At 70.9% G+C, this 18369-nt stretch carries 15 protein-coding genes; 9 read left to right on the forward strand and 6 right to left on the reverse strand.

Features of this window, described 5'->3' with window-relative positions:
• Nucleotides 1–20: 20 nt before the first annotated feature.
• From ACM9LD_RS21760 to ACM9LD_RS21770, 3 genes are read left to right on the forward strand one after another with little or no spacing between them, the layout of a single operon-like run.
• Nucleotides 21–2093 carry a serine/threonine-protein kinase gene (locus ACM9LD_RS21760; RefSeq protein WP_415678620.1) on the forward strand — a complete coding sequence of 691 codons (2073 nt, stop codon included), beginning with the start codon at nt 21–23 and terminating at the stop codon, nt 2091–2093.
• Complete coding sequence (locus ACM9LD_RS21765) at nt 2093–2722, forward strand: hypothetical protein (RefSeq protein ID WP_415678621.1); 630 nt, start codon at nt 2093–2095, stop codon at nt 2720–2722. Before ACM9LD_RS21760 ends, ACM9LD_RS21765 begins: the two co-directional genes overlap by 1 nt.
• A gap of 22 nt (nt 2723–2744) precedes the next feature.
• Nucleotides 2745–3401, forward strand: a complete 657-nt coding sequence (locus ACM9LD_RS21770; RefSeq protein ID WP_415678622.1) for a nitroreductase family protein — start codon at nt 2745–2747, stop codon at nt 3399–3401.
• A gap of 79 nt (nt 3402–3480) precedes the next feature.
• On the opposite strand, the gene ACM9LD_RS21775 is transcribed toward ACM9LD_RS21770, so the two are convergent.
• Complete coding sequence (locus ACM9LD_RS21775) at nt 3481–4332, reverse strand: endonuclease domain-containing protein (protein WP_415678623.1); 852 nt, start codon at nt 4330–4332, stop codon at nt 3481–3483.
• A gap of 111 nt (nt 4333–4443) precedes the next feature.
• Nucleotides 4444–5628 (reverse strand): TetR/AcrR family transcriptional regulator, encoded by a 1185-nt coding sequence (locus tag ACM9LD_RS21780; protein ID WP_415678624.1) that lies wholly within the window; start codon nt 5626–5628, stop codon nt 4444–4446.
• A gap of 156 nt (nt 5629–5784) precedes the next feature.
• Between ACM9LD_RS21780 and ACM9LD_RS21785 the strand changes: the two genes are divergently transcribed.
• Nucleotides 5785–6996 (forward strand): acetyl-CoA C-acetyltransferase, encoded by a 1212-nt coding sequence (locus ACM9LD_RS21785; protein WP_415678625.1) that lies wholly within the window; start codon nt 5785–5787, stop codon nt 6994–6996.
• Nucleotides 6997–7029: 33 nt separating this feature from the next.
• Entirely contained in the window at nt 7030–9222 is a 2193-nt protein-coding gene (locus ACM9LD_RS21790) for a 3-hydroxyacyl-CoA dehydrogenase NAD-binding domain-containing protein (protein ID WP_415678626.1), read from the forward strand.
• Between the two features lie 105 nt (nt 9223–9327).
• Here the strand turns inward: ACM9LD_RS21790 and ACM9LD_RS21795 are convergent, their stop codons facing one another.
• The 3 genes from ACM9LD_RS21795 to ACM9LD_RS21805 form a co-directional block, all read right to left on the reverse strand.
• Nucleotides 9328–9975, reverse strand: a complete 648-nt coding sequence (locus tag ACM9LD_RS21795; protein WP_415678627.1) for an HdeD family acid-resistance protein — start codon at nt 9973–9975, stop codon at nt 9328–9330.
• A gap of 142 nt (nt 9976–10117) precedes the next feature.
• Nucleotides 10118–11545, reverse strand: a complete 1428-nt coding sequence (locus ACM9LD_RS21800; protein WP_415678628.1) for a carboxylesterase family protein — start codon at nt 11543–11545, stop codon at nt 10118–10120.
• On the reverse strand, nt 11542–12849 hold the full coding sequence (locus ACM9LD_RS21805) for an MFS transporter (protein WP_415678629.1): 1308 nt from the start codon (nt 12847–12849) through the stop codon (nt 11542–11544). Before ACM9LD_RS21805 ends, ACM9LD_RS21800 begins: the two co-directional genes overlap by 4 nt.
• Before the next feature lie 193 nt (nt 12850–13042).
• Between ACM9LD_RS21805 and ACM9LD_RS21810 the strand changes: the two genes are divergently transcribed.
• From ACM9LD_RS21810 to ACM9LD_RS21825, 4 genes are all read left to right on the forward strand, one after another.
• The gene (locus tag ACM9LD_RS21810; protein ID WP_336669646.1) at nt 13043–13819 is read left to right on the forward strand and encodes a DeoR/GlpR family DNA-binding transcription regulator; all 777 of its coding nucleotides are present in this window, start codon (nt 13043–13045) and stop codon (nt 13817–13819) included.
• An 81-nt stretch (nt 13820–13900) separates the two neighbouring features.
• Entirely contained in the window at nt 13901–14722 is an 822-nt protein-coding gene (locus ACM9LD_RS21815; protein WP_415678630.1) for a BtpA/SgcQ family protein, read from the forward strand.
• Nucleotides 14723–14743: 21 nt separating this feature from the next.
• A complete protein-coding gene (locus ACM9LD_RS21820; protein ID WP_415678631.1) occupies nt 14744–16258 on the forward strand; it encodes an FGGY-family carbohydrate kinase in 1515 nt (504 codons plus the stop codon).
• The gene (locus ACM9LD_RS21825) at nt 16248–17345 is read left to right on the forward strand and encodes an aminopeptidase (protein WP_415678632.1); all 1098 of its coding nucleotides are present in this window, start codon (nt 16248–16250) and stop codon (nt 17343–17345) included. The genes ACM9LD_RS21820 and ACM9LD_RS21825 overlap by 11 nt, the downstream gene beginning before the upstream one ends.
• Nucleotides 17346–17640: 295 nt before the next feature.
• On the opposite strand, the gene ACM9LD_RS21830 is transcribed toward ACM9LD_RS21825, so the two are convergent.
• Nucleotides 17641–18297 (reverse strand): GAF and ANTAR domain-containing protein, encoded by a 657-nt coding sequence (locus tag ACM9LD_RS21830; protein ID WP_415678633.1) that lies wholly within the window; start codon nt 18295–18297, stop codon nt 17641–17643.
• Nucleotides 18298–18369: the final 72 nt, after the last annotated feature.

An 18369-nucleotide genomic window follows, 5' to 3' on the forward strand; every position in this document is an offset into this window, starting at 1 on the left:
ACAGGAGCGGAGGTGTGTTCGTGGCGTCGGAACCCGGTGAATCGATCGCGGGGTACGTGATCGAGTCGGTCCTCGGTACCGGAGGCATGGGCACGGTGTACCGCGTGCGGCACCGCACGCTGCCCCGGTCCGTCGCGCTGAAGGTGCTGCAGAGCCAACTCTCGGCGGATCCGTCGGTGCGCGCGCGGTTCGACCGCGAGGCCGACCTGATCGCCGGGCTCAAGCATCCGCACATCGTCGACGTGTACGACCGCGGCGAGTCCGACGGGCACCTGTGGATCGCGATGGAGCTCGTCGAGGGCGGCAACCTCGCCGAGACCGTGCAGCGGGAGGGCCCGTTCAGCCTGGACCGCACCGTCGCCGTGATCGAGCAGGTCGCGGACGCGCTCGACTACGCGCACCAGCACGGCATCCTCCACCGCGACGTCAAGCCCGCCAACTTCCTCGTCGACCGCGGCCGCCGCGGCGAGCAGGTCAAGCTCGCGGACTTCGGGATCGGCGCCGCGCAGACCGAGGTCGGCCAGAACACGCAGGCGGGCACCGTCGTCGGCACCCTGGCGTACACGGCGCCGGAGGCGCTACTGGGGCACCCCGTCGACCACCGGGCCGACGTCTACTCCCTGGCCTGCGCCACGGTGGTCCTGCTCACGGGCGCGCCGCCCTTCACCTCCACCGTCTCGGGGCAGCTGATGCTGGCGCACATCAGCCAGAACCCGCCCAGCGTCCGGCTCAAGCGGCCCGACCTCTCGCCGGAGATCGACCACGTGCTCGGCCGCGCCATGGCGAAGAACCCCGCGGACCGGTTCAGCACCGCCGGCGAGTTCTCCGACGCCCTGGCCGCCGCCGCGCGCCGCATGTCGGGCGCCGCGGGCATGGCGCCGCCCACCGCGCCGCAGGGCGTGAACTGGCAGGGGACACCGTCGAACCCGGCGCTCGCCACCGGGTACAACCAGCCGGGCCCGCCGTCGCCGGTTCCCGGTGGGCAGGGCCTGCCGCCCGGCGCGCCGACGGGGCTGCTGGGTCCGGTCGGGCCGGTCGGTCCGCGGGGGCCCGGCGGACCGATGGGGCCGAGCTCGCCGTCGATGCCCGCGCTCGGCGGGACCGGGGCCGGGTCGTCGAACCGGAAGAAGCTGTTGATCGGCGGGGCGGCCGCTCTGGTCGTGCTGCTCGCGGTGGTGCTCGGCATCGTCCTCGTGGGCGGCGGTGGCGACGACGAGGGACGGCCGGCCCTGGACGCCTGGAGCTCCCGCACGGTGACGGACGTCAACGGCACGACGGAGCTCGGCGACCGGCCGCAGCGGATCGTCGCGCTGGGCGTCGGCGACGCGGAACTGGTCTCCGCCCTGGGCTTCGAGGTGGTTGCGGGGGCGAACGGCCCGAAGTCGGAGCTGCCCGCCTGGGTCCCCGCGCTGTCGGGCGTGCCGAGCGCCGGCACCTCGACGAACCCGGACACGTCGGCGATCGAGAAGGCGAAGCCGGACCTGATCCTCGACACCGATCCCGATGCGGCCGAGAAGGTCAAGGACCTCAAGTCGCTCGCCGGCGGCCGCGCCATCGCGGTGTCCGCGGAGGGGAAGGCCGGTTGGACGTGGCAGCAGCAGCTGGCCTTCATCGCCGAGGCGCTGGGGGCGAAGGACCGCGCCGAGGCCGTGAAGAAGACGTACGAGGGCCGTATCACCGCGCTGCGGACCGCCCACCCGGAGTTCGCGGGCAAGAAGCTGGACGTCGTGCACTTCGACGGTACGGCGACGAAGCTCGCCGGCTCCTCGGCGAACGCGCTGCAGGTGCTGGGGCAGCTCGGTTTCGCGACGCAGACCCCGGTCGACGGCACCGGGTCGTGGCTGTCGCTCGCGTCGGCGGACCTGTACAAGGCCGTGAACTCGAGGGACGTGGACCGGACGGTCGTGGCGCGCACCGACGCCGCGGGCGGCAACGGCGGCTTCGACGGCGTCCCGTCCTCGTTGACCTACGGCGTGCCGATCATCATCCTGGACAGGACCAACGGCGTGGACGCCCTTCTGTACGGCGGCCCGCTCGCCATCGACACGATCGAGAAGTCCGTGGTGCCCGCGCTGGTGAAGGGAGTCAAGTGATGGCCGAACAGACCCTGACCGCCGAGGATCTCGGGCGCTACGCCGCCGCGCTCGCCGAGGGGAAGAAGCCGCTGGTCTACCTCGTCGAGGGCGTGCCGAGCCTCGGGCTGGCCGCCGGAGCCTCCGCCCGGGTCGTCGCGGTCGACGGCGTCGTCGTCACCGTCAAGCCGACCGGCGTCGACGACCAGTTGCCCTACGAGGCACGGGAACTGCGCTCCACCAAGCAGCCGAAACCGGTCAAGCGCGCGCCGAAGGCGGCGGCCGCCAGGGCCGCGACCCCCAAATCCGCACCGCCGAAGTCGGCGGGCGCCGCGACGCCCGCGCGGGCCGCCCGGTCGGTCGCGATCACGGTGTACGTGGGCGCCGACAACACGGCCTCGCTCAAGGTCACCCGGAACGCGCAGAAGCCCGCGGGTGCGCAGGAGATCCCGCTGCCGGCGCTGCACAAGGCGCTGGCCGGGCTCGGTGACAAGGAGGCGCAGGCCGCCGTCGACGAGGTGCTCTCCGCGGCCCGCGACGCCGCCGCCGATCGCGTCGCGGCGCTGCAGGCCGAGCTGGCCGCCGCGAAGAAGTCCCTCGCGACGCTCGATCGGGCCAAGCGGGGGAGCGGCTCGGCCCGCGCGCGCTAGGTTCTCTGGCTAGGGTCGAGGCATGGCTCTCGACTTCCCGCACCTGGACCTGACCGCCGACGAGGTGCTCACCACCACCCGATCGGTGCGCAAGCGCCTCGACCTCGAGCGGCCGGTGCCGCTCGAGGTCATCACCGACGCGCTCGAGGTAGCGCTGCAGGCCCCGTCGGGCAGCAACGCCCAGGGCTGGCACTGGATCGTGCTCACCGACCCCGAGCCCAAGAAGGTCGTCGCCGAGTACTACCGCAAGTCCTACTTCGCGTACGCCGAGGCGGGCGCGGCGGCGCGGGCGGCGAAGCCGCCGGCGGACCTCGAGACCGCCGAGAAGGTGGCCTCCAGCGCCACGTATCTCGCCGAGGTCATGGAGCAGGTGCCCGCGCTGGTGATCGGCGCGATCCACGTGCCCGGCGGCGAGCTGCCGGCGGGCAACCAGGCCGGGCTGTGGGGCTCGCTGCTGCCCGGGGCGTGGAGCCTGGCCCTCGCGCTGCGCGAGCGCGGGCTCGGGTCCGCGTGGACCACGTTGCACCTGGAGTACGAGCGGGAAGTGGCTGAGGCGCTGGGCATTCCCGCCACCGTCCGGCAGGGCGTGCTGCTGCCCGTCGCCTACACCAAGGGCACCGACTTCAAGCCCGCCAAGCGCGCCCCGCTGGACACGGTCCTGCACATCAACCGCTGGTAGCCCGACGGTCCGCCGCTCGGACCTTCGGTGGAATCCTGCGACGGGCCGTCGGCGTGTCGTCGCCGACACGCACCGAAGGTCATGCGTGTGTCCAGCCGCGGTCGGACAGTGCCTTGCGGGCCTGGCGGAGCAGCTCCGCCCGGCCCGTGCTGAGGGAGGCGTCGTTCGCCAGGACCACCGTCCAGCCGTAGTCGTGCTGGAGCCGGTTCCAGCGCTTGATGTCGGCCCGATGCTGTTCGCGTCCGCGGTGGTGCCCGCCGTCGTACTCCACCGCGACCTTGTACTCCTCGGCGCCGAGGTCCACCCGGAACAGGCCGCGCCCGATCCGGATCTGCGGGACGAACACCGTCAGGCCGGCGCGGTGCAGGAGCAGTCGGGTGTGCGTCTCCTGGGGCGATTCGGCCCGCCCGTCGACCTCGGTGAGCACCTCCCGAACCCGAGCCGCCCGGTGGAGGTACGGGTGGGACGCGAGATACGCCTGCATCTCCTCGACGGAGGTCACCTGCCGGCCGGAGCGGTCGATGTGGACACACTGATCGACGGCGGCGATCGCCTCGTCGCCCGGGACGAACCGCGCCAGGTCGACGGCAGTACGCACCTCGGTGGTGAGCGCGAACCCCTTCCGCCGCAGGACGTCGGATGCCGGTAGCGCGCATCGCCGGATCACCAGGCCCGCTCGTCGACGGTGCTCTGGGAGCCACAGTTCCACCGGACGGGCGTCGTCGTCCGCGAAGGGCACCGCGTGCATCCGAGCAGCGGTCCACCCGCAGAACACGGCCCGCGGATAGGCCTGCATCACTGCGCGCCGACGCTCGGCGAAGTCGATCTCGTCGTTCACGGGGACTCGGATGCCGTGGATGACCTGCTGGTACTCGGCCCGGATCCGGTGTGAGGTCATCTCGGCCTCGAGCTCCCGCGTCCTCGTTCCCATGTCAATTGGACGCGCCAGTCCGCCGGGCGGTTCCGCTCGCCAAGACCTTCGGTGGAATCCTGCGACGGGCCGTCGGCGTGTCGTCGCCGACACGCACCGAAGGTCGAACAGTCAGATGCCCAGGGCGGCGTCGACGAGGTGGACCAGCTCGTCGTGGAAGCGCGGGCGGCCGCGCAGGCGGCGGGTGCGGGCGAAGTCGTTCGCGATGGTCATGGCCGCGCCGACGGCGATGCGGGCGCCGGCGGGGTCGATGTCGCCGTCGGATCCGGCGGCGAGCAGCGCCACCCAGCGCGCGACATACGCCTTCTGCGCGGCGAGCAGCGCCTCGCCGCCCGACTCGATGACCACCTCACGGCCGACGGTGAACGCGACGGCCAGGTCGGTGGAACTGACCAGGTTCGCGGCGTAGGAACGCACCAGCGCGCGCAACTCGGCGAGGGGGTCACCGTCGGACACCCCGGCCGCGCCGACGACGCCGATCTCGAGCGCGGCGCGCGCCCGGGCGACGATGCCCACCAGAATCGACCCCTTCGAGGGGAAGTGTCCATAGACGCTGGGGCCCGAGATGCCCACGGCCGCACCGATGTCGTCCATGCTCACGGCGCTGTAGCCGCGGGAGAAGAAGAGCTCGGAGGCGGCGTCGAGAATCTCGTCGCTGCGCACCACGGGGGCGCGGTGCGGCGGGGGCGCGGGCAGCTCCGGCGCGGTCGACGGTGCCGCGCGCAGCACCCGCCGGGCGATCACCTCGAGGTCGGCGCGGTAGCGGCGGATGCCGATGCGGCCGCGGCTGGGCGGCACGGAGCCGCCGACGGCGAGCACGGCCCAGGTGAGGACGCGGGCGTCGTCGTCGGTGAGCTCCGGGTGGTCGCGGCGGAGTACCTCGGTCCACGAGCCGAGCACGCCCTCGCTCGCGGCGATCATCTCGCGGGCCTGCTCCGCCGTGAGGTGCCGCCGGTTCCACCGCCACAGGGCCAGCGGGCCCGGGCGGGAGACGGCCATGGCGAAGACCGCGGAGGAGAGGTCCTCGAAGGTGGCGCCGGGGCGGGCGAGCACGCGCGCGGTGGTCTCCGCCATCTCGTCGACGGCGGAGCGCATGGCCGCCGCGAGGATGGCCTCCTTGTCCGGGAAGTGCCGGTACACGCTGGGGCCGCTGATGCCGGCGGCGCGCGCGATGTCGGAGACCGAGACCTTGCCGTAGCCCTGCTCGAGGAACAGCGCGGTGGCGGCGTCGACCAGTTGTCGACGCCGCTCGGCGGGGCGCAGGCGCGTGCCCGCGGTGCGAGGTGCTGGTGCCATGATGAACATCACAATAGCCCATACTGGGCGTAGTAGATGAGTGTTCACCTGCTGGTCTTTCCAAATAAGCTACAGACGGTTAGCCTGGGGGAGTGCCGGTCTCTCGTGGTATCCGCGGGGCCGGGAACACCTTCTTCGAAAGGACGGGAAGACCAAGTGTCTGACGCATTCATCTACGAGGCGATCCGCACGCCCCGTGGCAAGCTCAAGAACGGCTCGCTGACCGCGATCAAGCCCACCGACCTGGTGGTCGGCCTGATCGACGAGATCAAGGACCGGAACGAGAACCTCGACCCGGCTGCCATCGACGACATCGTGCTCGGCGTCGTCTCGCCCGTGGGTGAGCAGGGCGCCGACATCGCCCGTACCGCCTCGATCGTGGCCGGCCTGCCGGACACCGTCGCGGGTGTGCAGATCAACCGCTTCTGCGCCTCGGGCCTCGAGGCCACCAACATGGCGGCGCAGAAGGTCGGCTCGGCCCTCGGCGACGACCTGGTCCTCGCCGGCGGCGTGGAGTCGATGTCCCGCGTGCCGATGGGCTCCGACTTCGGTGCGCTGTTCTACGACCCGCAGTACAGCTACGACAACTACATCGCGCCCCAGGGCATCGGCGCCGACCTGATCGCGACCATCGAGGGCTTCTCGCGCGACGACGTCGACGAGTACTCCGCGCAGTCGCAGGACCTCGCCGCGAAGGCGTGGGACGAGGGCCGCTTCGCCAAGTCCGTCGTGCCCGTCAAGGACCAGAACGGCCTCGTCGTGCTCGACAACGACGAGCACCGTCGCCCCGGCACCACCGCGGCCGACCTCGGCAAGCTGCGCCCCGCGTTCACCGTGATCGGCGAGATGGGCGGCTTCGACGCCGTGGCGCTGCAGAAGTACACCACCGTCGAGAAGATCGACCACGTCCACACGGGCGGCAACAGCTCGGGCATCGTCGACGGTGCCGCGCTGGTCCTCGTGGGCAACGAGGCCGGCGGCAAGAAGGCCGGCCTGACCCCGCGCGGCCGCATCGTCGCCACCGCGTCGACCGGCGCCGACCCGACGATCATGCTGACCGGCCCCACGCCGGCCACCGAGAAGGTGCTCGCCAAGGCCGGCCTGACCAAGGACGACATCGACGTCTGGGAGCTCAACGAGGCCTTCGCGTCGGTCGTGCTCAAGTGGATGAAGGACTTCAAGCTCGATCGCGAGCAGGTCAACGTCAACGGCGGCGCCATCGCGCTGGGCCACCCCCTCGGCGCCACCGGCGCCATGCTGGTGGGCACCGTGCTCGACGAGCTGGAGCGCACCGGGGGCCGCTACGGCCTCATCACGCTCTGCATCGCCGGCGGCATGGGCTCGGCCACCATCATCGAGCGCGTCTGATCGCCCGCCGGAACAACAGGAGACTGAAGAAACATGTCTGACAACATGATCCGCTGGGAGCAGGACGCCGACGGCATCGTCACCCTGACGATGGACGACCCGACCAGCTCCGCGAACACCATGAACGAGCTGTACGGCACGTCCATGCGCGCCACCGTCGACCGCCTCGAGGCCGAGGTCGAGTCCATCACCGGTGTCGTCATCACCTCCGCGAAGAAGACCTTCTTCGCCGGCGGCAACCTGACCGAGATCCGCAAGGCCACCCCGGCCGAGGCGCAGCAGGTCTTCGACAACGTCCAGGAGATCAAGAAGGACCTCCGTCGTATCGAGAAGCTGCCCAAGCCCGTCGTGGCCGCCATCAACGGCGCCGCGCTCGGCGGCGGCCTCGAGATCGCCCTCGCCGCCAACCACCGCATCGCGGCGGACGCGCGCGGCAGCAAGATCGGCCTCCCCGAGGTCTCGCTCGGCCTGCTTCCCGGCGGCGGCGGCGTGACCCGCACCGTCCGGATGCTGGGCCTGCAGGGCGCGCTCATGGGCGTGCTGCTCCAGGGCACCCAGATGAACCCGACCAAGGCGCAGAAGACCGGCCTCGTCAACGACGTCGTGGGCACCGTCGAGGAGCTGCTCCCCGCCGCCAAGGCGTGGATCAAGGCCAACCCCGAGGGCGGCGTGCAGCCCTGGGACGTCAAGGGGCACCGCATCCCCGGCGGCTCGCCGATCGACAAGACGCTGGCCCCCAACGCCCCGGCGTTCCCGGCCAACCTGCGCAAGCAGCTCAAGGGCGCGCCCATGCCGGCGCCGGAGGCCATCATGGCCGCCGCGTTCGAGGGCACCTACGTCGACTTCGACACCGCCCTCGAGATCGAGTCGCGCTACTTCACCGAGCTGGCCACCGGCAGCGTCTCGAAGAACATGATCAAGGCGTTCTTCTTCGACCTGCAGCACATCAACGGCGGCGGCTCGCGCCCCGACGGTTTCGAGAAGTACCAGGCCAAGAAGGTCGGCGTCATCGGCGCCGGCATGATGGGCGCGGCCATCGCGTACGTCTCCGCCAAGGCGGGCATCGAGGTCGTCCTCAAGGACATCGACCTCGACGCCGCCAAGCGCGGCAAGGCCTACTCCGAGAAGCTCGAGGAGAAGGCACTGGCCAAGGGCCGCACGACCGCCGAGAAGTCGGCGGAGCTGCTCGCCCGCATCACGCCCACGGTCGACGCCGCCGACTTCGCCGGCGTGGACCTCGTGATCGAGGCCGCGTTCGAATCGGTCGAGGTGAAGCACAAGGTCTTCCAGGAGATCGAGGACATCGTCGAGCCCGACGCCATCCTCGGCTCCAACACCTCGACGCTGCCGATCACCATCCTCGCCGAGGGCGTCAAGCGGTCCGAGGACTTCATCGGCATCCACTTCTTCAGCCCCGTCGACAAGATGCCGCTGGTGGAGATCATCAAGGGCGAGAAGACCTCCGACGCCGTCCTGGCGAAGGTGATCGACTACACCCTGCAGATCAAGAAGACCCCGATCGTCGTCCACGACAGCCGCGGCTTCTTCACCTCCCGCGTCATCGGCACGTTCATCAACGAGGCCCTCGCGGCCATCGGCGAGGGCGTCGACCCGGTGTACCTGGAGCAGGCGGGCCAGCAGGCCGGCTACCCGGCCGCGCCGCTGCAGCTGACGGACGAGCTCACGCTCACCCTGATGCAGAAGATCCGCCTCGCGACCGAGACCGCCCTCAAGGCGGAGGGCAAGGACGTGCCGCAGCACGGTGCCTTCGCCGTGGTCGACTGGATGGTCGAGAACGGCCGCACGTCCAAGAAGGACGGCGCCGGCTTCTACGACTACGCCGACGGCAAGCGCACCGGCCTGTGGCAGGGCTTCCAGGAGCACTTCAAGTCGGGCAGCGTCACGCCGGACTTCCACGAGCTCCAGGAGCGCATGCTCTTCATCGAGTCGATCGAGACGGTCCGCTGCTTCGACGAGGGCGTGCTCACCTCGGTGGCCGACGCCAACATCGGCTCGATCTTCGGCATCGGCTTCCCGGCCTGGACCGGCGGCGTGCTCCAGTACATCAACACCTACGAGGGCCGCCCGGGCACGCCCGCCGAGGGCCTCGCGGGTCCGAAGGCGTTCGTCGCGCAGGCGAACTTCCTGGCCGGCAAGTACGGCGAGCAGTTCACCCCGCCCGCCTCGCTGGTCGCCAAGGCCGAGGCCGGCGAGACCTACGAGTAGGACTCACCGCCCCGCGGCGTGAACGCCGAAAGGGCCGGCACCGTCGAGAGACGGTGCCGGCCCTTTCCGTGTGCCGAACGGAGCCGGCGAGCCGGCGAGTGCGGATCAGACCTGCGGGTGCAGGCGGTTGATGTTCGACCGGATCTGGATGCCGTGGACGATCTCGACCAGGCCGAGCACGATCAGGACGATGCCGGTGGCCAGCACCAGCGACGGGATCGAGTCGTACGGGTAGATCACCACGAAGGCGCCGGCCGCGATGGAGATGATCGACAGGATGATGCCCCACACCTTGCCCGGGGCGCCCTTCGGGAAGTCGGTGTAGAGGGACAGGCCCGCGATGCCGCGGAAGATCCAGCCCACGCCGATCCAGATGGCGAGCATCACGAGCGACTCGACGACGTTACGGAACGCGACGACGGCCAGCACGATCGAGACGGCACCGGTCAGGAAGGTCAGCAGGCGCCACCAGAAGCTCTGCGAGGAGAGCACGCCGAAGGTCGCGACGATCTGGAGCACGCCGGTGATGAGCAGGTAGAGCGCGAACAGGATCGCCACGACGTGCAGCGTCGGCTGCGGCCAGGCGAGGAGCACGATGCCGAGGATCGCGGCGATGGCGCCGATGGCGACCGCCGTCTGCCAGGTGCGCTTGGCGACATCCGCGGCGAAGCCGCGCACCTCGTTGACGAACTGCTGCCCCGGCCCGAGCGGGGCGCTCGGGGGGTTCGGGTTGTTCGTGGGACTAGTGGACATGATCTCCCTCTTCTCGTGAGACGTTCCCGGCGATGAATCGAGGTGAACCCGTGTTCGTCTCTCGCCGACGACAGACAATCACACCAGACGGTGTTTTGCGATGTGAACAGAGGGTCGGAATCGTCGCAGTTCGAACCCGTGACTACGACCGTGTTCCCCACGTCGACAGAAGGTCCAGGTCACGGCTTTCCGCAGGCCCGAAGACTGCGATGTCCGATTCACTGGAGTACGGATCCCACCCGGGTGAGCCGGCGCCGCAGAATCGGACCCATGCGCCGTGCATCGCTGCGGCCAGTGTCCGCGGCGGTCGGGGGCCCGCGTGCCGGGCGAACGCCGGATCGTCGACGTTGTCCAGCGCGAAGCCGAGGTCGAGGGCGTGGAACGCGCTGCGGCTCAGGAGCGGCGACGGCCAGGTGAACAGGTACGCGTGGCAGTTGCGTCCCTGCCCACGCTGGGCCCGGAGCGACGGGGCGCAGAACAGGCCGTCGGAGACGAGTTCGACGAAGGCGTCATCGTCGTCGAACCGCTCCCGGTAGGCGTGGACGACGGTCTCATGGGCCCCGAGCAGGGTCAGTTCCTCGGCGATCCGGGCGTCCGGTGCACCGTCGGCCCACGCGGGTGGGAAGACGCCGGGCGTGCGCCACAGGTCGGCCTCGGCGGCGTTGTGCCCGATGATCATCGGCACGGCGGCCGGGCCGCGGGAGAGGACGTCGACGGGGCTCTCGGGCACCAGGTCTGCGTCCCGTGCGAGCGTGAACAGCGTGGCCTGTCGGTGCGGGGGCATCCCCGCCATCACCTCCGCGACCGCCCGCCCGACGGTCCGCGGGTCGACGGTGCGCAGGTCCGCAGCGGTCGGGGCGAGGCCGAGCCGCGAGGCGGCGATCCGCGTGGGCCGGGCGGCGGTCTCGGCGTCGTACGCGAGCCCGATGCCGGACTGGCAGATCGCGCCCGCGAACAGGCGACCGGCGTGCGGCGACGCGGCCAGCGCCGAGGCGCTCATCGCGCCGGCGGACTCGCCCGCGATCGTCACCCGGGCCGGATCGCCGCCGAACGCGGCGATGTTTCGCCGCACCCACTCCAACGCGCAGACCAGGTCGTGCAGGCCGCGGTTGTCCGGGGCGTCGGGGAGGTGGGCGAAGCCCTCGATGCCCACGCGGTGATTCACGGAGACGAAGACCACGCCGTCGCGGGCGAACGCGGCTCCGTCGAAGACGCCCTGCGCGGTACTGCCCATCGCGAAGGAGCCGCCGTAGAACCAGACCAGCACGGGGAGCGGACCGTCGGGTTCCGCGGGGGTCCAGACGTTGAGCGTGAGCCAGTCGTCCCCGAGGATCTCCGGGTACGTGAAGGGGGCGGGCAGGACGAACGAGGCCGGGGGCGTGGGGCCGAAGGCGCCCGCGTCCACGTCCGACGGTGCGGCCGCCTCGGGGAGCGCGAAGCGGCGCGCGCCGACCGGCGGATGGGCGTAGGGGACGCCGAGGAAACGCCGGAGCGCCCCGGCCCGCCGGCCGGTGATCCGGCCGGCATCGCAGTCGACGACGGCCGGATCGGTGCCCGGGGAGGAGGTCACGCCTCGGTCGCCCCGGCGGCGTCGGACGTCGTGGCGGTGGCGTCCGTATCGTTCGTCGCGGCGGTGCGGGGCACCAGGTACCAGATCACCACGCCCACCGCGAGGTACAGGCCGGCGAGCACCCACGCCACGGACGTGTAGCCGAAGGGCTCGGCGAAGATCGCCACGATGAGCGGCCCGACGAGCGTGGACAGGCCGGCGCCGAAGTTCATCACGGAGATCGCGGCGCCCTTGTTGTCCTCGACGAAGTTCGCGACGATCGCGTCGAGCGGGATGTAGCCCGCCACACAGGCGCCCAGGCACAGGCCGGCGATCATCAGGGCGGTGAAGTTGTGGCCGAAGACCTGCGGGGCGTAGAAGAAGGCCAGCGTGGACAGCGCGCAGCCGATGCCGCCGACGAAGGAGATGACGCGCTTCCAGCCGAGTTGGTCGCCGAGGTAGCCGAAGACCAGGTTGAAGGCGATGTTGGCGAGCCAGGTGGTGCCCCAGACCGCGAGCCACTCCGCCGTGGTGAAGCCGTAGTCCTCGAGGTAGAGGGGCATGAACACGGGCATGGCGAAGAGCGGCAGCGTGTTCACGATCCGGATGCCGATCACGAGCGCCAGTCGCGGCTGATCGCGCAGGATCGTCACGAGGGAGAAGAGCTCGCGCCAGCGGTCGGCGGCGGGCGCCGGCTTCGGCGTGATGTCGTCGCGGTTGAGCAGGACGATCGCCGCGGTCCCGAGACCGGCGAAGAGCACCGTCGACCACAGGACGGGCACCGGCCCGATGGCGTCGATGATGAGCCCTGAGCCGTAGGCGCCCACCACGCTCATACCGCCGGAGAAGGCGACCCAGAACCAGCCGTAGGCGGTGCTGAGGCGTTCCGGCACAGCGCGGTACGCGATCCACACGAGGAAGGAGTAGGAGAACAGCGGGTAGCTGAAGCCCTTGATCGCGTAGCCGGCGAACAGTGCCCACACCGCCTGTTGCTGCACGCCGACCCCGACGAACAGCGCTGTGCCGGCGGCGAACAGGACGAAGGCGAGGAGCATCGTGCGCTTGGCGCCGACGATCTCGAAGACCACGCCCGAGATCCACGACGAGATCGAGACGCTGATGCCGTAGACCGAGAAGATCGAGGCGACCACGCTGACGCTGATGCCCTGGTCAGTGAGGTACGGACTGAGCCAGCTGATCTCGAGGCCGATCCCGATCATGAACAGGAAGACGCCGGCGAAGCCCCACGCGATGCTCGGAGGGATACCGATGCGGGCGAGCAAGCCGGACGGTGCCGAGCTCTCCAGTGTCGGTGGTGGGGTCATGATGCCTCCGGGGGGTCGATGCGGACGAGCGTCCTGTTGTTAAATCACATCAAAATGTAGAGCGGTGTGACGTGGATCGCAAGAACTTTCGGCAAGTTTGGTGAAAAATTCTCGGGACGTGGTGGTGGTGATCACATGGCTGTGATAAAGTCACAATCGTTCATCACCGACACGAGCACGAGGGGAGCGGGCCATGGCACTCGACGTCACGGAGCGGCGGCGCCTGATCCGCGATCTCGTGCAGGAGCAGGGCGAGGTCGACTTCGCCTCGCTCGCCGGCCGCTTCCAGGTCTCCGAGATGACGGTGCGCCGCGACGTCGACGCGCTCGAGGTCGAGGGTCTGGTGCGCAAGGTGATGGGCGGCGCGATCGCGACCGGCAAGTTCGTCGAGCCCACCTTCGAGTCCCGGATGGGTGCCGAGTCGGTGGGCAAGGAACACATCGGCGCGACGGTTGCGAACCTGTTGCACCACAAGGAGACCGTGATCCTGGACAGCGGCAGCACCGCCCTCGCGGTGGCGCGCGCCATCCGGGGTAGGCGGCTCGAGCTCACGGTGGTCACGCCCAGCGTGCTGGTCGCGGTCGAACTGGCCGACGAGCCCGGCACCACCGTGGTGCTCACCGGGGGTACCGTCCGTCCCGGTGAGCACAGCCTGATCGGCGACGACGCGGTCTCCGCGTTGCGCCGCTACAACTGCGACACCTTCGTGATGGGCGTGTCCGGCGTGGACGCCGCCCGCGGCTACAGCGACTACCACCGCGACGAGAGCGCGGTGAAGCGCGCCGCCATCGAATCCGCCGACCGCCTCATCGTGGTCGTCGACCGCACGAAACTCGGCCGCGCACACCTCGCGCAGGTCGCGCCGCTCGCTGCGGCCGATCTACTGGTGACCGACGCGGCCCCCGATTCCGACGTGATCCGCGCCGCGGAGGCGGCCGGAGTGCGCACCGTGTTCGCCGACCAACGCTGACACTCGATCCCGATCCACCACAACGAAACCCGCGCGCCCGAAACCCGGTGCGTGTCTTCACCGACGAAAGAGACGGACCCCATGACCACCACCACCTGGCTCGACGACGTCTTCAGCACGAAGAAGCCGGTCATCGCCATGCTCCACCTCTCCGCCCTTCCGGGCGACCCGGGCTACGACACCAAGGCCGGTATCGGCGCGATCGTCGACCGGGCGAAGGCCGAGCTCGAGGCCCTGCAGAGCGGCGGCGTCGACGGCGTGATGGTCTCCAACGAGTTCAGCCTCCCGTACCTGACCAAGACCGAGCCGATCACCGCGATCACCATGGCGCGCATCATCGCCGAGCTGCTGCCGCAGCTGTCGGTGCCTCACGGAGTGAACGTGCTGTGGGACGGCCGCGCCTCGATCGACCTCGCCGTCGCCACCGGTGCGCAGTGGGTGCGCGAGATCTTCACCGGCGTGTACGCCAGCGACTTCGGGATGTGGGACACGAACGTCGGCGAGGTGGCGCGCTACCGGCACCGCATCGGCGGCCAGGGCGTCAAGCTCCTGTTCAACATCGTTCCCGAGTCGGCGACCTACATGGCCGAGCGCAGCCTCAAGTCGATCGCCGAGACCACGGTGTTCGCCACCAAGCCCGACGCCCTCTGCGTCTCCGGCCTCACCGCCGGCGCCCCCACCGACACCCAGTCGCTGCGCATCGTCAAGGACGCCGCCGGCGCCGTGCCCGTCTTCGTCAACACGGGCGTCCGCGCCGCCAACGCCTCCGAGCAGCTCGCGATCGCCGACGGTGCCGTGGTCGGCACGGCCTTCAAGGAGGGCGGGGTCTTCGAGAACCGCGCCGACCTGGCCCGCGTGCAGGAGCTGATGGGCGCCGTCCGCGATTTCCGCGCGACGCTCTGATCCGCGCGAAACACTGAGCTCATGACTGTCGTTCTCGGTGTCGACATCGGCACCTACGAGACGAAGGGGGTGCTGCTGCGGGCCGACGGCACCGTCGTCGCACGGGCCCGCCGGCAGCACCGCGTGACGGTGCCCCGCCCCGGCTTCGTGGAGCACGACCCGGAGACCGTCTGGTGGGCCGGCTTCGTCGAGGTGACGGCGCGCCTGCTCGCCGAGGGCGACGTGGATCCCGCCGAGGTCGCGGCGGTGGCGTGCAGCGGCATCGGCCCGTGCGTGCTCCCCATCGACGCCTCGGGCAGGCCCCTGCGCACCGCGATCCTCTACGGCGTGGACACGCGCGCCGACGCGCAGATAGCCGCCACCCTCGCCGCGCTCGGCGAGGACGAGATCATGGAGCGGTCGGGGACGACCCTCACCTCGCAGTCCGCGGGACCGAAGGTGTCCTGGCTGCACGACGAGGAGCCCGAGGTCTTCGCGGCCGCCGCGCATTTCGTGACCTGCCAGACGTTCGTCACCGGCCGCCTCACCGGGGAGCGGGTCACCGACCACGCCACGGCCGCCTACTACCATCCGCTGTACGACCGGCGCACGGGCGACTGGAACCTCGACGGCGTGCCCGGCGCGCCCCGGCGGGACCAGCTTCCCGATCTGGGCTGGTCCTCGGACGTCGTCGGCGAGGTCACGCCGACCGCGGCCGCGGCGACCGGGCTGCGGGCCGGGACCCCGGTGCTGGTGGGCGCGCCCGACGCCGCCGTCGAGGCGCTGAGCGCGGGCGTGCGCCGCCCCGGCGACATGATGCTCATGTACGGCTCCTCGCACTTCTTGATCGAGGTCGTGGACCGGCCCGTGTCCTCCGCCGTGCTGTGGCCCGCGCCGTACGTCTTCCGCGACAGCTACATCGCCGCCGCGGGCACGGCGACGGCCGGCAGCTTCACCCGGTGGTACGTCGACATCCTGGCGCCCGGCACCGAGAGCATCGACGAGGTGTTCACCGAGATCGCCGACCTCGCAGCACGATCGAGGCCCGGCGCGCGGGGCCTGTTGGCACTGCCGCACCTCAGCGGCGAGCGCACGCCCCTGTTCGACGCGGGCGCCCGCGGCGGCTTCCTCGGGCTCTCGCTCGAGCACGACCGCGGGGACATGGCCCGCGCCGTGCTCGAGGGCATCGCCCAGTCGGCCGCCGAGGCGCTGCGCGCGTACGAGGCGGAGTCCCTGGCGCCCAGCCGGATCCGCGCGGTCGGCGGTGGGACCAAGAACGCCGTCTGGCTGCAGGCGATCTCCGACATCAGCGGTTACCCGCAGGAGGTCGTCGGCGGATCGGGCGCCGCGCAGGGCGACGCCATGCTCGCGGCGTGCGCCGTCGGGATGACCCGGCCGGACCGCCTCGACGACTGGGTCGACGTGCAGCGGGCCGTGGCGCCGCGTACCGATCTCGCCCCGCTCTACGCCCGGCAGAGCGCCGCCTACCGGGCCTTCTACCGCGCCACGCGCGACATCGTCAGCGACCTGAACGAACTGAGGAGCCATGACCAGTGACGACCCCCGGTGGGCCCGCCTCGGCGTGCACATCGCCCACCGCCTGGAGATCGCCGCCGATTCCCGCGTGAGCATCTTCCTCAACGATGCCGCCGCCGTCCCCGCGGCGCACGCCCTCATCCGCGAGGCCACCCGCCGCGGCGCCGCGGTGCAGACGGTCTACACCAGCGAGTTCGCCGACGCCGATGCGCTCGCCGCGCGGACCGTCGACGAGCTGCGGGTACCCGCGCCGGTGGAGGTCGCGGCGATGGAGTGGTCGACGGTGCACGTCTCCTTCCGGGCGATGCTGTGGCCGGAGGACGAGTCCGATCTGCCCGACCTGCCGGCGAAGCTCGCGGCGCAGCGCACCGCCAAGGGCGTCGTCTCGTCGCTGCGCTGGCGCGGCACCCGCTGGGCCGTGGTGCGGATCCCCACCGCGGACTGGGCCGAGCGCATCGCCGTGCCCTTCGCGACGTTGCTCGACGAGTTCTTCGCGGGCGCGCTCGACGACTGGGACGCGCACCGTCGGCGCTGGCAGCCCCTGGCCGACGCCGTGAGCGCCGCCGACACCATCACCGTGGTCTCGCCCGACACGCATCTGACGATGCGCATCGCCGGCCGGCTCGGTGTGCTCTTCGCCGGCGAGGCGAACCTCCCCGACGGCGAGGTGGCGACTGCGCCGCTCGACGACGGGGTGAACGGGCACATCACGTTCCCGGGCGTCTTCGTCTTCGCCGGCCGCTCCTTCGAGGACCTGCGCCTGGAGTTCACCGACGGGCTCGTCACCGGGGTCTCCGCGACGCGGGGCGCGGAGGTGGCGCGCGCTCTCATCGCCACCGACGGGGGCTCCGCGCGGATCGGCGAGCTCGGCATCGGTACCAGCGATGTGGTGCAGACCTGGACCGGCGATCTGTTCATCGACGAGAAGATCCTCGGCAGTGTGCACATCGCGTTGGGGCGCGCCTACGCCGAGTGCAAGGGCACCAACGATTCGTCGCTGCACTGGGACATCGTCAAGGATCTCCGCACGGGTGCCCCCGGCGGCGCGGGCAGCCTGCTCATCGACGGTAAGCCTCTCATCGCCGACGGGGTCGTGCTCGAACCGTAGGGTTTGCCGGCGCGTGAGGCCCCGGCGGGTGGGGCGCGACCGCTCGGAGAAGCCATGCGCCTCATGCATGCCTGCATCGGCGCAGATCAGTAGGTGTTTCTTGGGTGAAGGGGTATGCGTATCGCGCATACCCTTTGACGGCGTGGGTCGCGGCGTCCGGTGGGGGATTCGGTGCGGCGCGGGGACGATCGTGCTGATGGTCGCCGCGGTGCGCAGTACCGCCGCAACCTCTCGCGTGGTCGTCCCCACGCGGCGTCGTCATGGGAGGTCCCGCCGCGGTCGGCGGACCGTCGGTCTACTCGGGCCCGGCGTCGATGACCTGCTCGGCGACCTCGGCGAGGCGGACGTTACTGTCCTGGGAGAGGCGGGCGAGGAGGCGGAAGGCGGCGTCGGAGTCCAGCTTGTAGCGCTCCATGATCATGCCCTTGGCCTGTCCGATCACGTCGCGCGTGGTCAGCGCGGCGCGGATCTGCTCCTTCTCGCGCACGGCCGAGAAGGCGACGGCGGCGTGCACGGCGTAGAGCGAGCCGATGGAGATGGACTCGGCGTCGAAGGCGTGCGGTTCGCGCGCCATCAGGTCGAGCGTGCCGTACGCCTCGTTCTGCACGTACAGGCAGAACGAGAGGATCGAGCCGACGCCGGCGGCGTGCGCGGCGGCGGCGAAGCGCGGCCAGCGGTCGTCGGTGGCGGTGTCCTCCAGCAACAGGATCGTGGTCGACTCGAAGGTGGCGCCCACGCTCGGCCCCTCCTCCAGATCGCGCTGTACGTCGGCCACGCGCTGGGCCTCCTCGCCGATCACGACGGGGTGGGAGATACCGCCCTTGGGATCGACGAGGGTGACGCACGCGAAGTCGGCGCCGGGCACCTGGTCCACGGCGAACTGGGTGGCGGCCGTCAGGAGCGATTCCGAGTCGGCGGACTGCTCTCGCAGCAGCCTCGCGATCTCGCCCATCCGCTCGCTGAGGGTCAGTTCCTCGAGCGGGACCTCGGGTGACTCATGGACGACACCGAGGACGGAAGGGAG

The organism is Tsukamurella hominis (assembly GCF_965137015.1).
GTDB classification, from domain to species: Bacteria; Actinomycetota; Actinomycetes; order Mycobacteriales; family Mycobacteriaceae; genus Tsukamurella; species Tsukamurella hominis.

Excerpts from the sequence above, each read along its gene's own strand:
- ACM9LD_RS21765 (WP_415678621.1), top strand. The coding sequence starts at position 2,093 with ATGGCCGAACAGACCCTGACCGCCGAGGATCTCGGGCGCTACGCCGCC.
- ACM9LD_RS21770 (WP_415678622.1), top strand. The coding sequence starts at position 2,745 with ATGGCTCTCGACTTCCCGCACCTGGACCTGACCGCCGACGAGGTGCTC.
- ACM9LD_RS21775 (WP_415678623.1), bottom strand. The coding sequence starts at position 4,332 with ATGGGAACGAGGACGCGGGAGCTCGAGGCCGAGATGACCTCACACCGG.
- ACM9LD_RS21780 (WP_415678624.1), bottom strand. The coding sequence starts at position 5,628 with ATGGCACCAGCACCTCGCACCGCGGGCACGCGCCTGCGCCCCGCCGAG.
- ACM9LD_RS21790 (WP_415678626.1), top strand. The coding sequence starts at position 7,030 with ATGTCTGACAACATGATCCGCTGGGAGCAGGACGCCGACGGCATCGTC.
- ACM9LD_RS21795 (WP_415678627.1), bottom strand. The coding sequence starts at position 9,975 with ATGTCCACTAGTCCCACGAACAACCCGAACCCCCCGAGCGCCCCGCTC.
- ACM9LD_RS21805 (WP_415678629.1), bottom strand. The coding sequence starts at position 12,849 with ATGACCCCACCACCGACACTGGAGAGCTCGGCACCGTCCGGCTTGCTC.
- ACM9LD_RS21810 (WP_336669646.1), top strand. The coding sequence starts at position 13,043 with ATGGCACTCGACGTCACGGAGCGGCGGCGCCTGATCCGCGATCTCGTG.
- ACM9LD_RS21815 (WP_415678630.1), top strand. The coding sequence starts at position 13,901 with ATGACCACCACCACCTGGCTCGACGACGTCTTCAGCACGAAGAAGCCG.
- ACM9LD_RS21820 (WP_415678631.1), top strand. The coding sequence starts at position 14,744 with ATGACTGTCGTTCTCGGTGTCGACATCGGCACCTACGAGACGAAGGGG.
- ACM9LD_RS21825 (WP_415678632.1), top strand. The coding sequence starts at position 16,248 with ATGACCAGTGACGACCCCCGGTGGGCCCGCCTCGGCGTGCACATCGCC.
- ACM9LD_RS21830 (WP_415678633.1), bottom strand. The coding sequence starts at position 18,297 with ATGGGCGAGATCGCGAGGCTGCTGCGAGAGCAGTCCGCCGACTCGGAA.